The organism is Nostoc sp. NMS8 (genome assembly GCF_017115045.1).
In the GTDB taxonomy this organism is placed as follows: domain Bacteria; phylum Cyanobacteriota; class Cyanobacteriia; order Cyanobacteriales; family Nostocaceae; genus Nostoc.
In genome coordinates this window covers 13166-27536 of sequence record NZ_JABXKK010000034.1, presented here as the reverse complement: position 1 = coordinate 27536, position 14371 = coordinate 13166, and the positions used below count along the sequence as shown (strand labels likewise).

Annotated in this window: 15 protein-coding genes; 7 read left to right on the top strand and 8 right to left on the bottom strand. The window is 41.0% G+C overall.

Annotated features, from left to right (window positions below):
- Window positions 1–526: 526 nt before the first annotated feature.
- Together HWQ39_RS04690 and HWQ39_RS04685 are read left to right on the top strand one after the other, a co-directional pair.
- The gene (locus HWQ39_RS04690; RefSeq protein ID WP_292842115.1) at window positions 527–724 is read left to right on the top strand and encodes a hypothetical protein; all 198 of its coding nucleotides are present in this window, start codon (window positions 527–529) and stop codon (window positions 722–724) included.
- An 81-nt stretch (window positions 725–805) separates the two neighbouring features.
- Window positions 806–1282: a Tic20 family protein gene (locus HWQ39_RS04685; RefSeq protein ID WP_292842113.1), complete on the top strand. Its 477-nt coding sequence runs from the start codon at window positions 806–808 to the stop codon at window positions 1280–1282.
- Between the two features lie 3 nt (window positions 1283–1285).
- Here the strand turns inward: HWQ39_RS04685 and HWQ39_RS04680 are convergent, their stop codons facing one another.
- Window positions 1286–2059 carry a fumarylacetoacetate hydrolase family protein gene (locus HWQ39_RS04680; RefSeq protein WP_292842111.1) on the bottom strand — a complete coding sequence of 258 codons (774 nt, stop codon included), beginning with the start codon at window positions 2057–2059 and terminating at the stop codon, window positions 1286–1288.
- Window positions 2060–2129: 70 nt separating this feature from the next.
- On the opposite strand from HWQ39_RS04680, the gene HWQ39_RS04675 reads away from it, so the two are divergent.
- The 4 genes from HWQ39_RS04675 to HWQ39_RS04660 all read left to right on the top strand — a co-directional run bounded on the left by HWQ39_RS04675 (window position 2130) and on the right by HWQ39_RS04660 (window position 4360).
- Window positions 2130–2336, top strand: a complete 207-nt coding sequence (locus HWQ39_RS04675; RefSeq protein WP_292842109.1) for a hypothetical protein — start codon at window positions 2130–2132, stop codon at window positions 2334–2336.
- A gap of 108 nt (window positions 2337–2444) precedes the next feature.
- Window positions 2445–2801, top strand: a complete 357-nt coding sequence (gene rpsF, locus HWQ39_RS04670) for a 30S ribosomal protein S6 (RefSeq protein ID WP_179065663.1) — start codon at window positions 2445–2447, stop codon at window positions 2799–2801.
- A 228-nt stretch (window positions 2802–3029) separates the two neighbouring features.
- Window positions 3030–3590, top strand: a complete 561-nt coding sequence (locus HWQ39_RS04665) for an Npun_F5560 family protein (RefSeq protein ID WP_292842107.1) — start codon at window positions 3030–3032, stop codon at window positions 3588–3590.
- 512 nt (window positions 3591–4102) lie between these two features.
- Window positions 4103–4360, top strand: coding sequence for a hypothetical protein (locus HWQ39_RS04660; protein WP_292842105.1), 258 nt, complete (start codon window positions 4103–4105; stop codon window positions 4358–4360).
- Here the strand turns inward: HWQ39_RS04660 and HWQ39_RS04655 are convergent.
- Complete coding sequence (locus HWQ39_RS04655; RefSeq protein WP_292842103.1) at window positions 4329–4685, bottom strand: STAS domain-containing protein; 357 nt, start codon at window positions 4683–4685, stop codon at window positions 4329–4331. The two genes, HWQ39_RS04660 and HWQ39_RS04655, sit on opposite strands and share 32 nt — an antisense overlap.
- Before the next feature lie 488 nt (window positions 4686–5173).
- Here HWQ39_RS04655 and HWQ39_RS04650 point away from each other — a divergent pair, with 488 nt between their 5' ends.
- The gene (locus HWQ39_RS04650; RefSeq protein WP_292842101.1) at window positions 5174–5806 is read left to right on the top strand and encodes a DedA family protein; all 633 of its coding nucleotides are present in this window, start codon (window positions 5174–5176) and stop codon (window positions 5804–5806) included.
- Between the two features lie 108 nt (window positions 5807–5914).
- On the opposite strand, the gene HWQ39_RS04645 is transcribed toward HWQ39_RS04650, so the two are convergent.
- The 6 genes from HWQ39_RS04645 to HWQ39_RS04620 all read right to left on the bottom strand — a co-directional run bounded on the left by HWQ39_RS04645 (window position 5915) and on the right by HWQ39_RS04620 (window position 14109).
- On the bottom strand, window positions 5915–7117 hold the full coding sequence (locus tag HWQ39_RS04645; RefSeq protein ID WP_292842099.1) for an argininosuccinate synthase: 1203 nt from the start codon (window positions 7115–7117) through the stop codon (window positions 5915–5917).
- Window positions 7118–7421: 304 nt separating this feature from the next.
- Window positions 7422–7931 (bottom strand): PEP-CTERM sorting domain-containing protein, encoded by a 510-nt coding sequence (locus tag HWQ39_RS04640; RefSeq protein WP_292842097.1) that lies wholly within the window; start codon window positions 7929–7931, stop codon window positions 7422–7424.
- 74 nt (window positions 7932–8005) lie between these two features.
- Window positions 8006–9976, bottom strand: a complete 1971-nt coding sequence (locus HWQ39_RS04635) for an alkaline phosphatase (RefSeq protein ID WP_292842095.1) — start codon at window positions 9974–9976, stop codon at window positions 8006–8008.
- 39 nt (window positions 9977–10015) lie between these two features.
- On the bottom strand, window positions 10016–10228 hold the full coding sequence (locus HWQ39_RS04630; protein ID WP_292842093.1) for a hypothetical protein: 213 nt from the start codon (window positions 10226–10228) through the stop codon (window positions 10016–10018).
- A gap of 152 nt (window positions 10229–10380) precedes the next feature.
- On the bottom strand, window positions 10381–11355 hold the full coding sequence (locus HWQ39_RS04625) for a cation diffusion facilitator family transporter (protein ID WP_292842091.1): 975 nt from the start codon (window positions 11353–11355) through the stop codon (window positions 10381–10383).
- 414 nt (window positions 11356–11769) lie between these two features.
- On the bottom strand, window positions 11770–14109 hold the full coding sequence (locus tag HWQ39_RS04620) for a PhoX family phosphatase (protein WP_292842089.1): 2340 nt from the start codon (window positions 14107–14109) through the stop codon (window positions 11770–11772).
- Window positions 14110–14371 lie beyond the last annotated feature (262 nt).

Here is a 14371-nt window from a genome sequence, read left to right as displayed (position 1 = left end):
CGCTGAGTAATATTGTGTATTAACTTGCTTGCAAGTTTACCTCAGTATTTTAGAAATGCATCACTGAAATGGCTATCAAGTTAACTGAGTTTTACTGACTTGAATTATCACACTTTCACCAGTCACGTCAAGGAAATTTCAAAGATTCGCCGTGTTGCCTGTGCATAAAGCTTTTGTTATTTTCTGAATATTAAGTTTGACACTCTCAAGTGCTAAATTAACAGGGTTCAGTGGATACCCTTGGCTGTCTCTGCCCAACTTATTGCCAAAGATTTTGTATTATTTTTTACTACAATGTCCAATTTGCAATGTACACAACGTAGAATAAATTCAGATTTACTTGACAATTTTTATTGAATCGTAATTGTCCACATTTTTGCTACAAAGAAGTAGGATGTGGCTCTTAAGTGTCATCTGCGATCGCCAATCACAACACTTAACCCTAGATATGTCTATGGGGTTAATCCAAAATCCAAAATCTAAAATCCAAAATTGTTTGACAATGAGGATTTACAGGAGGGATTCGATGTTAGTCATTTTAATGGACGAGCAAATCCTTGCCCCTGAGCAAGTTTGTCAGTCTTGTTTACTCGCTGACGGGAGTGGTCAACCACGTTGGCGTGGTGGTCAACTACGCTGTGGTCAAGCTATTCGCAAACTTACTCAACAGCAGCCCGATCAGTATGAGTGCATGATGGGCTTTCGCATTGCCCATATACAATAGTTGAATTTGTCAGCAAGACCAAGCAACTGCGTTATCCTAAGCTCAAGTGACTATAGAAATTTAACCACAGGAGAACGCATAATGTCTTGGCGCGGGTCTACAACAGTTTCAGATCGGATTTTTGCTTCCTTGCCTTATTTGCTTCCTCTAGTCGAAGTTTTTGTATTTGGTAGATATTTGTTCTCAGAGTTTCCACCACTACAACTGCTGTTTTTGCCACTTTTGCCATTGTTAAATATTTACTATGGTGTACGTTATGCAGGAATGATTATTTTCTTTGCTTTATTTTTGCTGGTAGTGAGAAACGAGAAAATTAGTCATTTTATTCGTTTCAACACTATGCAAGCAATCCTTTTGGACATTATTATCTTTTTGTTTAGCATTCTGACTGATGTTGTGGGGCTAATTCCCGCTGGTGGTTTTGCAATCCAAACCCTATCCACAACTATTTTTATCGGCATAGTGGGAGCAGCAGTATATTCAGTCATTCAATCTGCGATCGGGCGTTATGCCGAAATTCCGGCGATTTCCGATGCAGTGTATATGCAGGTGCGTTAGAAGTTAACGAGCCGCTACGGTGTTTTCCAGGCGACCAATACCTTCAATTTCAACGCGGACGCGATCGCCTGGATGCAATGGATTGACACCCTCTGGTGTACCTGTAAGCACCAAATCACCAGGTAATAACGTCATCACCTGACTGATATAGGAAACTAAAACATCGGGGGAAAACACCATCTGATCGATACAAGCAGATTGGACTGGATTAACGTCGTCATTTACAAAAGTCTGTAATCTTGCTCCAGGATTTAATTCTCGTACAATCCAAGGCCCCAAAGGACAGAAAGTATCAAAACCTTTGGCCCGCGTCCATTGACCATCCTTTTTTTGTAAATCTCGCGCTGTGACATCATTAGCGATGGTGTAGCCCCAAATTTTGGTTTGGGCTACCTCTGGTGTGCATTCAAAAGCGTAATCGCCAATCACTAATGCTAACTCTCCTTCGTAGTCAACTCTTTGCGACTGGGGAGGATATTTAATTTCCCTCTCGGATGGAATGATCGACGTTGGTGGCTTGAGAAAGATTAATGGCTCAGAAGGTACTGGAGTTCCCATTTCGGCTGCATGATCGGCATAATTCTTACCCACCGCCACAATTTTTGAAGGAGCGCAGGGAGCCAGAATTTGGTAATTTTCTGGTGTCAAAGTTAAATCAGTGGGTTGTCCATGTAACCAGGGCGGAGCATCTAGCACCTGCACATTCAGGGAGAGATGTAGTAACCCGTAGTAAATCTGTCCTTCTGGATTTTGAATTCGCACGTAGCGCTGCGCCATAACCTTGATGAATATCCTTTTATACGCGATTACGAAGTTGTAAGCAGGTGGCAATCGTTCAGTTAGCTGTTTGACGAACCAATTGAGCCTTGAGCAAAAAAGCGATCGCCGCTATAGATACCTTCACAAAAAGATAACCTTTGGCAAAGCTGATAGCTCGACGATCAATCTTGCTAAAGAAATATCGGGGTTGCCTCCCGGCCTAGTTTTCATTATGGGCATCCCAAAAATCCAAATTTTGGCGATTTGGCTAATGATTCAAATTGAAAACTGGTAAGATTATAGTTCCTTGTTGCTTCAGATGTTGATCTATACTGGCATTTTTATGTAGAGAAGGTATAAATTAACATCAGCAGCCACTTTTGTCCATGAGGAATTGGAAAATATGACTACAAGTTACGAAACAATGTACATCCTCCGTCCTGACCTCGGAGAGGAACAGGTAGAGCAAGCAGTTACTAAATATCAGAATTTGCTTCGCGATCAAGGCGCTGAAGATATCCAAATTCAAAATCGTGGTAAGCGTCGTCTGGCTTATGAAATCAAAAAACATCGCGATGGCATCTACATTCAATTAAACTACGGTGCCCCGGCAACTGCGATCGCTCCCTTTGAACGTGCCATGCGCTTGAGTGAAGAAGTAATTCGCTATCTGACAGTTAAGCAAGAAATTGCCGAAGAAAAACCCCCTAAAGAGGAAAAAGAAAGGCCCACTAAAGTAGCTGCAACTGCAACAGTGTAATGAATGGGGAGTAGGGAGTAGGGAGTAGAGGAAGCAGAGGGGGAGAAATTTTTCCTAATTCCCAATCCCCAGTGCCCAATCCCCAATTCCCATTCAATAAAATTTTGTCTTTATTCTTTTCTCATGACTTGTTTGGGAATGCTAAATTAACAAATACTTGCCAAAGGTAGTACTCCCGCAGTTATACCTAAGAGTGGACAAGATTCTGAATGGGAGCTTTAAGCTACTGTGATCCAATCTGATACACCGAATATTCAAGTTCTCTCTACCGAAGTATCGCAGCTACGCCAGGAGTTGCAACTTCGCGATCAATTAGTACAACAACTATCTCAAGAACTTTTCCGGCTGGTAAAGGGTAATACTAGTTTTATGCCCCCACAGCCGGATATTGAGCGCGATTTAAGCCAGTTACACGCCTTGCAAGAGCAACTCCAGGCTGTAGAGCAGCAGGTGGGGTTCTACCAAGAGCAAATTACAACTCGTGACTCCGAGATTTATCAATTGCGACAGTCAGTTCAAGAACTCACCGATCGCACTCGGATGTTAGAGCAAGTAGTACAAGAGTTGCCTCAAATTTACCGACGTAAGTTTGAGGAGCGGATGACGCCAGTCAGAGAAAAAGTAGCAATGCTACAACGCGAAAACCGCCAACTACAAGCAGAACTGCAAAGCGTGAGTTACCGTTTAGCACTCAAAACTCGCAATGCTAGTCATAGCGGTATTGATTTGCCAAATTTTCCCCGTCCAGCGTCCGAACAAACTAACATTTCGACTCCCCAGAATGCCTAATATTACCATTATGGTGGAACCTTAAGAGGTAAGAAATTGTTGCGGCAAAGTATTTTGGAGACTACTTAATTATTTATGCCGCTCTACTTAGAAAAATTAGCTCAGAGTAATTTGTAATTTGAAAATCCCTGTCTTTAAAAGATTGGGGAGTGTCACCAAGAATTACATTTGCTTTGACCGATTTTTGCTGTTTTCTGCTTTAGAGGATGTTTGAAAAGTAGTAGAGCAGACCAAAAACCCTACTTGTATTCATTGCTCTCCCTGTTGGTGTCAGCCTGCCGTTAGGCAAGCAAAAAAATGCTTTGAAACCCCCATTCCCCGATCGGGAAGGCAGAGTGGTTTCATCCGAAAAAAGAAAAAGATAGAAGCTTTTATTTATCGTTTAGAGCCATAAATTTTTACCCATCTCCAAAGCTCTCTCCGAGGTGGAGAAAAGCTTTGCAACCCGGTTTTAATTTTTCTGAAACCATCTTGCCATTCAGAGGGTTAGGGGTTAGGTTTCTGAGATTGCCATGTTAGCAATAGTACTTTTCAAACATCCTCGTTTGGTAGATGGCTTGCAGCAAGCAGATTCATCTGGCATTCGCACCACCGAACTCAAAACCATGAGTTTTCCTCAACATTCTTCTCTAGATAAAAAGAATATAAGCCTGCTAGCACCAGACTGTTATCTTGGAGAATGTGAAAAAGTGCAAATATTGCTTGACTTTACCATCCTTCTATCGGTAGATTTATTAGCTAGCCTGCTAGCACCAGACTGTTATCTTTGACGGTGGTAAAAATGTCTTGGTAAGTATTGAAAATTTCAAACACTGTATCGAGTTGGGTAAGTTCCAAAATTAACCGTACAGGAGCCTGTACGTTGCATAAAACCAAGCGGCAACCACTCTGACGTGCAGCTTTTAACCCTTTTACTAAAGGGACTAATCCAGAACTGTCCATGAAATGAACCTCTGTGAGGTCGATAATCCAGAGTTGATGAGCTTGAGGCACAACTCCAGCCATCTGTTCACTTAAGGCCTTACCGCCTTCCAAATCTATGCTTCCTTCGGGTTTAAAGAAAATCACTGGAAATTCTTGTTGTGTGAGAGCCATGAATTTAACAGGGTAATTGGAACACTTGACAAAAAAACTGAAAAAAGACATCAATACTTCTTTTCTTTCAACAGCAAAATGACTGTTTTACCCAGATATTTGGGCAATTGCAGCCGTACAGTTGAAAGAAATTATTTCAGTATTCATGCCGTATAATTTGTAATAACTATCATAAATATAGGCATAAGGGTCTGATAATTTCGGTATCAAGCGTGTCTTTTACAAAATTTTTATAATTCAACTCGAAGTTTATGAAATTTCTATAAATTTTTTATTTTATTTTTAATAAATATTAATTTGTGGTAATAAATTTCAATAATCACATCGCTAATAGTCGAAAATTAATAGTTACCATAGGCTATAAGTTATGGATCGTGCAGAATTAAACTAATGACTTAATGAATGAATCTAGTGGTTTGATTGACACCCCACTCAAAAACAAGCAAAGATGTAGTAAAAGTAAAAATTTGTAAAGACGGCGGTGCGGGATGTCTTTAGAGCTGATTTCACTAGAAAATATCCAGAAAGTCGCCCACACTTACGGGTATTGGGCAATCTTTTTGGGAGTTTTGCTAGAAAATTTAGGCATTCCCCTTCCTGGTGAAACCGTGACCTTAGTGGGCGGGTTTCTAGCTGGCAGCGATGAACTAAATTTCTGGCTGGTTCTCGGTGACGCAATTATGGGTGCTGTCATTGGTGGCACTTGTGGCTACTGGATTGGTAGAGTTAGCGGTTGGGCTTTTCTGGTAAAAGTTGGTAGCATTTTTCGGATTTCGGAAGTGCGGCTACTGAGCATTAAAGAGCAATTTAGTCAAAATGCTGCTAAAGGGGTATTTTTTGGACGTTTTTTGGCATTGTTACGAGTTTTTGCTGCACCACTAGCTGGTATAGCCGAAATGCCCTTTGGAAAATTCTTTTTATACAACTTTTTAGGAGCAGTTGCTTGGGCTAGTCTGATGGTGACGTTAGCTTTTTTTGCTGGCCAAGTTGTCTCACTAGAACAATTGGTTGCTTGGGTGGGTCAATTTGCGATCGCAGCGTTACTGATTCTCGCTGCCTTAATTATTGTGCCCCTGTGGCTAGAGTCTCGGCAAGTTAAGGAAGTGAGGAGTGAAGAATAAAAAGTTAGGAGTGAGGAGTGAGAAGTAAAGGAAAAAGTTATTTTTTTAACTTTTACTTTTGCATTCCGCATTTTTAACTCCTAACTCTTAACTCCTAACTCCTAACTCTTAACTTTTAGCGTGCCGCGACCAAATGCGAGTTGGTAGCCCCCAAACGTAGATAAAGCCTTCGGCAGCTTTGTGATCGAATTGGTCTTCTGCTCCGTAGGTTGCCAAATCGGGAGTGTAGAGGGAATTATCGCTCGAACGCCCAACAATCGTAGAGTTGCCCTTGAACAACTTCACTCGCACAGTTCCAGAGACTCGTTCTTGTGTCTTTTGAATAAAAGCATCGAGTGCAACTTTTAGGGGACTGTACCATAAACCGTTGTAAACGATTTGGCTGTAAGTTTCTTCAATGCCGCGCTTGTAATGGGTGACATCAGCCGTTAAAGTCAAGCTTTCTAAATCTCTATGTGCCTGAATTAGCACCAACATCGCGGGTGATTCGTAGATTTCCCGCGATTTTATGCCAACCAGACGATTTTCAATCATATCAATCCGGCCGATGCCATGATTGCCTACAAGCTGATTGAGTTCTTCAATTAGCTCAACTGGCTTTTTAGCTATACCGTTGATGCTTGTCGGAATACCACCTTGGAAACCAATTTCGATGTACTCTGGCTCATTAGGAGTGTCAGCGATCGCTTTGGTCATTTCATAGATTTCTTCTGGTGGCTCAAATGACGGATCTTCGAGTAAACCAGCTTCGATACTACGACCAAGCAAATTCTTGTCAATGCTGTAGGGAGAAGATTTTTTGACTGGTGAGGGGATACCAAACTTTTCCCCATAGGCGATGGTTTCTTCACGGCTCATCCCCCATTCTCTAGCGGGTGCGAGAATCTTCAGGTTGGGGTTCAGAGCGGTTACAGAGACATCAAAGCGAACCTGATCGTTACCTTTGCCAGTGCAACCGTGAGCGATCGCATCAGCACCATATTTTTCGGCTGTTTCTACTAATACTTTAGCAATCAGTGGACGGGCAAGGGCAGTTCCTAGAGGATAACGATTTTCATAAAGAGCGTTAGCTTGAATCGCTCCAAAGGCGTAATCTTTAACAAAGCTGTCTTTGACATCCGCCACGAGGGATTCACTTGCACCGGATTTCAGAGCTTTTTCTCGAACTGGCTCTAATTCATCTCCCTGACCTAAATCTGCTGCTAGGGTAATCACCTCTTCCACACCCCACTCCTGTTTGAGGTAGGGGATGCAAACTGAAGTATCCACTCCACCAGAATATGCCAGGACAACCTTTTTGGCGCGACCCATTAATTTCTCCAGTTAGGACAACAAACAATGAGTCATTATTATATCTAAACTAATCCATGTATATTTTATTCATGCAACTGAATAATAAAAATCCCGACTTCTCTAGAAGTCGGGAATTCAAGCCTTACGATTTTCATTAATTAAATAGGATTGCGATCGCTTCTAGATAAAACTTTTTTTATATTGCTTTGTATCAGTTTTCACCAGACTCAAAAAATGTGAAAAATTGACAGGGTGGATAATCCCACCCTGTTTTAGATAGATGCAAATAAACCACTTAACAGTTTATTCTTGATAATCTGGATTAAGCTTTTGTGCTTGATGGTCTAGAAGATCCGATCTTTTTACCCAAGAACAAACTCAACCCGAATACAGACAATCCCAACATCAGACTTGGCTCTGGAACACTTGTGTAAGTGACGGTTTGAACACCCGCACCACTGAAATCATTCAAATCGATAAAACTATCACGGTAGACATTAAAAGCGCTAGGTGTAAAATACAACCCTAACCCCGCTTGATTCAAAATTGTTCCTGAAAAGTCAGTGAAAACTGACGCTAAAGGATCATCTGCTTCAGTGTATAACTGTCCACCATAGGTAGCAGAAATCTTTAAACCTTCGGCGATAGTTACTTCTTGATCGTCTGCTGCTGCTGCTTGGTCGAATGAAAAAGTGCCTGTGAGAGTTTTATCGTTGTTAGAAAAATTATAAGTTAGGGCTGCTGCTTGGGCGGGGATAGTCTCGCCTAAGGAAAAAATCAAAGCAGTTCCTACCGTTGCAGCTGCTAACTTCTTGAAGATGGAGTCAGTCATTTTTTTACGTTGATAAAAGAACCATTTTTTGAGACAGAGACGCGTGTTACCAAGTCTCTGCAACACAAAGCTTGTCAGTTAGTATTTGGCGAGTGGTGTGGACTTGCGATCGCAGTTTTCATCGCTTGGAAGATATGACTTTGGTCAACCACACCCCGAACACCAGGCGCAGTGTAAGTACCAGAACTATCTGTGAACTGGAGTTTTTGTCCAAAAGATCGAGTCAGGGTTGATGAATAAGCACCCTGATAGTACACAGGTACAATCCGGCGGCTATGGCTACCCCAGAGATACTTGTAATTTGAATCGGCTCCCCAGAAGTGACCAGCTTCTCTAGGGTTGTGCTTGTTGAAGGTGATGTCCTTGGCGTTATACTTCAAGCCTCTAGCCTGATTCGGGTCAGGATTAGGAGTCAATTTAGAGGCAAAATCGTTATTCAGAGTTAGATAGTGGTCATGGTCAGCAGTAACTAGTAGTAGGTTCTTACTCCAACCACCATGATTTTCTACCCAAGTAATCACCTGCTGGACTGCTTTATCAAAATCATTCATGGTACCAATTAGGTTATCCATATTGTTGTCATGAGCAGACCAATCGATATCGCCTCCCTCAACCATCAGCCAAAAACCATCTTTGTCTTTACCTAGAACTGTTAAAGCTGCTTTGGTCAGATCAGCCAAAGTCGGATTTTCGTTAATTTCTCTGGCGATAAAGCTAGCATCGGTTTCACCGGGAGCCAGAGGACGGACAGTATCAGGTGTGGGGCCACTAACTGGGTTTCCTGCTGCGTCAACGACAGGAACACAATCCCCAGATGTACCAGGAATGATCTGACCTGATGGACAGGGATTTACATTCTTAACAACAGAGCTATAAAGCGAGCCGTTGTTCAGACCTGTGAGACTGTAGTCTCCCTTAGAAGAACTAGTGGGAAGGTTGCCTTCTTGTCCACGCGCACCATATAGACCAAATAATTTATCTCCCTTATTTGGATTGAGTTTAGCAGCCGTATTTAGCAATGTCTGAGTTGCATTTGGCCCGCGTTCCAAAAAGGTATAGCCATAACGATTTGACGTAGGGTTATTGCTGAGATGTTGATAAGTGTCTTCTGTAATATACGTATAGTTAAAGACGCCTTCTGCGGTACTTGTACTAGCTTTATTGTCAAAGTCTTTCGGATGACCACCACCCAATAAAACATTAGGCTGAAAGTTTAGTAAAGTCTGTTGCAGAACACTGTCTTGGTTAGTCTTGGTGGGGTCATACTTACTATCGTATTTGCTACGACGATTCACAAAAGAAGCAGCAGCACCAGGTGTTGCGTGGCTAATGGGTACGGAAGTAACTAGTCCTGTAGACTTATTATTTTCCTTGGCAATTTCCAGGATGGTTTTCAACTTTTTCTCGTAAATGTCTACACCCATCGCGTTGTTAAAGCTCTTTACGCCAGTATAAAGAGTTGTAGCGGTGTTAGCAGAGTCGGGATAACTGTGTTTGATGTACTCTTTGTCATAAGTACCAGCATTAGCAGGGGTCAGAGGAATCCAAGGAAGAGGGCCGCCCTTACTAGGGTCGTAGCCTGTGAGATTACCTTCTGCTAAACTGTTGCCATCAAGCCGATCGCCTGGATTAAAAGGAGTAGGCTTGAATGAGAAGTTGGGACGAACAGGACTTGCACCTGTGAATGTATCAGATCCATCCAGAGCAGAGTTACTTGTTAGGTGGGGCTGACCTGTTGGGTTGGCTGGTGTATTTCCTTCAATTGTTGTGCCGTAAGTTGTTACCAGCCCATATCCACTTAGCTTTTGGAAGCTCAAACCTGAGCCTTTACCACTTGTATAAAAAGGAGCGCCTTTGGCAACGGCTGCGGCTCGGGCCATATTCCAACCCATACCATCGCCAATCATGATAATTACGTTAACTCCATTACCAGCGGCTAGAGTCGGCTGAAAAACAGAATTAGCAAATACCAGTAGGACAGTACAGAGCAAGCCGACCATAGTCAAAGCTAGCGATCGCTTGTACTTTCGCAATAATGAAATCATTACAGTGTGCCTTAAAATTAATTGAGCAAGTATTAGCCGTTAGTACTGATAAAAGTTTGGTTCTAGGTGAGTAGCACCAAAGTCTGAGTATGTAGAAGTCACATTTGGCATAGGTGATGGGGTAGGATAACTTGGGTTAGAGGCGGTTGCTGGTTGTTGATTTGATGTTCCCAAGAACAACAAAACTGCCAAAACAAGACCAGAGATGAACCAAGCCAAGATGCGTTTGTACTGTTTCAGTAATGAAATCATTGGGGATTTTTGCATGAAACTCATCATCAGGAAACCTCCTAATTAATAACTGGTCGCGATGCTTTGACAATTAAAGTCAATGTCAATAAGCATGATTTTAAAATTTTAATTTAAGTAATTTAGGCAGAAAAATCAACACAAATGCGCTGGTTTTAATTTGCTTTATTAGGAGATAACATAAAAACTAAATCTTGTTTAAATAAAGGATGAATTGGCATTAATGAAGGTTTTTTGTAGCTAGTTAGCTGCAAAGTTATTTCAGCAATATAAAAAGTTTGTCGGATGTGATTTTCCAACTTATTGAGTAAGCGATCGCGTTCTTGGATAGTTGTACATTCAACCGTCAAATTGGCACAAAGCATTATCTTATTTGAGCTAAGTGTCCAAATGTAGAGTTTTTCTACTTGCACAACACCAGGAAAAGATTTGAGAGATATTTCCACCTCAAGGGGGTCAATTGATTCTGGTGCATATTCCAAAAAAATCTTTAAACTTTCTTGCACTAAAGGTAAAGCACTTAAACCCGTAAAAATTGCAACTACTAAACTAATAGCAACATCTGCCCACCACCAATCCCAAAGATGAACGGCTATTGCAGCTATAATTACGCCCACAGAACTAGCAGTATCAGCGATGACATGAAGCAAAGCTCCGCGCAAGTTTAAATCGTCGTGAGTGTGGGGATGAAGCAAAGTAATATTGAGCAGATTGACGATTAAACCTAATACGGCAATCCCTAACATTGGTAAGCCTAAAATTGCTGCTGGATGTTGCCAGCGTTGAATAGCTTCCAATATGATAAAAGTAGCGATCGCCAGCAAACCTAATCCATTTAACAAGGCTGCTAAAACTTCAATTCGCTGATTTCCAAAGGTTGCTTTTTTCTTCGCTGGTTGCTGTGCTAAAAAACTAGCAATTAGAGATATTACTAAGGCTGTAATATCCGATAAAATGTGTCCTGCATCCGCCTGTAAAGATAAACTTTGACTCCATAAACCCACACTCCACTCAGCAACGAAAAAAACCGCAAGTAAGGCTACTGTTAGCCACAATACTTTAGATTTCTGCTGATTATTCAATACTTTTGCCGAATCATGTTCACATCCACACCATTCAAGTGAAAGCATTACTAGAAAAGCCTTTTACAGTACAGGATTCGCTCAATTGGTATGCCGCTTAAATTCACAAATATGTGAACACCAGAAAAATATCAACTTATAAAAAGTTATCTTGCTTAGTTTAAGAAATGGTAATAATTGTGTTAAAAATGAATTTGCAGAAAATTAAGTAGCAAATATCCTATTAGTAATTTATTGTTAATTACACAATGACTTTATTTGTAATCAAAACTTGCGATCGTCTTTTCAAACAGATAGGGGATGATAACCATTATCTTTTGCTTTCTACTGGTATCATGTTTAGTAAATCACTTACGATATATTAGGGAACTGCGAGAAATAAATTATCCAATATTGTGGGGTGGGCAACATGAGCGCTCACCCCACAAGAGTTAATTGAATATTTTTTTATTTGGAAGTCCCTTAAATAAACTTACTGCGAGAATTTTTTGGGTGAATACCAATTACAGATGGTCGGGGAATACCTGTAGATTGCTCCTTACCACCATCAGTTTTTGAGATATTACTTGGCCAACTACTACCACGAGGTAAACTCCGAGTTTGATTAAATGTAGTACCATTCAAATCTAATAATTCAATACTGCGACTCAGCATTGTGCCATCATTTATTGGACAGTCTTCACCAGGATGTTGTACTGAAATAATCAGTGTATTTCCAACAAAAGTTGGCCCTGTCATTTCACAACGCACTGGCCCATAAGCAAACGGTGTTACTTGTCCCGCATTAGCACCACTAGTAGGGATAAAAAATAGCCAGTTATTACCGAAAACTCCTGTAAAATCAGAAATATTACCGCTAGCTGTGTGATCAATTTTGGTTTGTTTACCCTCAGCACCAACATCAAAACCATTGTGAGTGCCGGTAGACATATCTGTGACACCCCAAATATTTCCTTGATTGTCGAACACCAAATTATCGACGTTGGCAAAACCAGCACCATTCACCGATCCGGCTTCGCCACCTTGGGCAAATCTCTGCCACCGGAAGGTTAAACTTGTTGCATCGGCATTATCTTCAATAATTTTGTACAGTCCGCCTGATTGCTGAGTCGCCCTGGCATCTGTACTTAACTTGGCAACTTGAAAAATTCGGGAATCAGGATAACCATCGCTTCCCGGCGCACCATCAGTATAGGCAATGAAGACTTCTTTGGTGGTTGGATGCACTTCTATATCTTCTGGACGCGCTGTGGGAGTTCCCCCAACTAAGTTTGCAGCTAAAAAGGCATCACTGAGGACAGCACCTTGGCTAGAGTAGAAGTCAGATAGCTTTTTATTTTGATAATCAGGTAGTGCTTTTGCTTCGTTAGTGCGATCGCATTTAAATGTACCACCATCTTTGGTTTCACCTGCAATGCCATTACGTCTCGGTAGTGGTAAAAGACCTTCTCTTTGTACTTTCTGCAATGCAGCAAATTCTACAGAAGATAGAACTGTCGGTGTAATTGGATTGGTAGCAGTTGTTAAAAGTAACGGTATCCATTTACCTGTACCGTCTGGATTATAGCGGGCAACATACAAAGTCCCATTTTCCCATAAGCTACTGTTAGTTTTGCTGGTGGGTGAAGAAATAGTGTTGGCACTGACAAATTTCCAAGTGTGTCCGCCACGTCTGTCGTCACCCAAGTAAGCAACTAATTTCTGGCCTTTTTCAACGCGCACGGCAATATTTTCATGGCGAAACCGACCTAACCAAGTGTGTTTACGGGGGCGAAATTTCGGATTCGCTGGGTCAATTTCTACAATCCAGCCGTATTTTTCGCCAACTAAGCCAAAAGTTTTGCCGAGAGTTTTATCTGTGTAACTCGTTTGAGTACCATTAGCTTTGACTCCTTCTGTGACGCTATTTTGGAAGTTTTCTTCCGCAGATAAAATCGTTCCCCAAGGAGTTTTACCACCAGAACAGTTGAAGGCAGTTCCAATAATTTTGTTACCCAATTCATCGGAGGAGAGATTAAAAACTTGGGTTGCAGCTGGCCCAGTCGCAATTAAATAATTTTTGTCCCCTTTTTGATGGTTGCGACTTCCCCAAGCTGTGATATTTTTGTAGTCATCCTTGCGTTGACTATTGATTTCCAAGCCAGAAAGACCATGAATGCGGCGATTTTTGGCATCTTTAACCACAGCAAAACGTTTATTGGCATTCTGGCGAGATATGCGGACGATTGAGCCGCCTTGGTTATATAAAAATTCACCTTCAACTTCAATATTTCTGCTGGAAGGTAAAGCCCAACCAATTACCTTTTCAAAAGCGTCGGGCAGTCCTTTAAGATCGGAAGAATCTTCTACTACTAAATTAGAAAATGGAAAACTAACGTATTCATGATTCACCCATAAATACCCGGCATCATTAGTTTTTCCCAAGGGAATAAAACCAGTAAAATCGTTGTTGTAACCGAAATAATCATCTTTGTTAGGAAAGACGCGATCGCCCCAACTGACAATTACATAACGTTCGTACTCTGGCGGCACTACTACATCATCAATAACGTTGTAGTTACCTAACTTAATATCCGCAGATACATTAACTACTTCTCCCTGACCAATTCCTGTTGGTAAGAAATTTTTCTGCTGTTGATAAATTGGTAGTGGATGTGGTAAGCGTACAGGTGTAAAGCTGAGTGGCGCGGTTTTTACTTCTGCACTGCTAACAACACCGTTTAAGAATTTATCTCCCAAAATAGCAGCACCAGCACTGCCAGCAAAAAATATTAAAATTTCTCTCCGACTCAATTTAGACATCAAACTTTCCTCTGATGTGATAGGAAAAATTTAGTAGATATAAAAAACTCTTAATTTAATAAAATTTCCTATTTTTTAAAAATAACCAATTGAAAAAAGCAGAATTAACTATTTTTTACAAATAAATATAATTAGTCTATTATTTAACATAATTATCAATGATTAAGGTTAGGTTATGTATTAGTTAATTAAAAATTATTCCCTCTGACATTCTCTTAACTAGAATCAGCTAAGTACATGTCACCGTAAAAGAGGTTCGGAA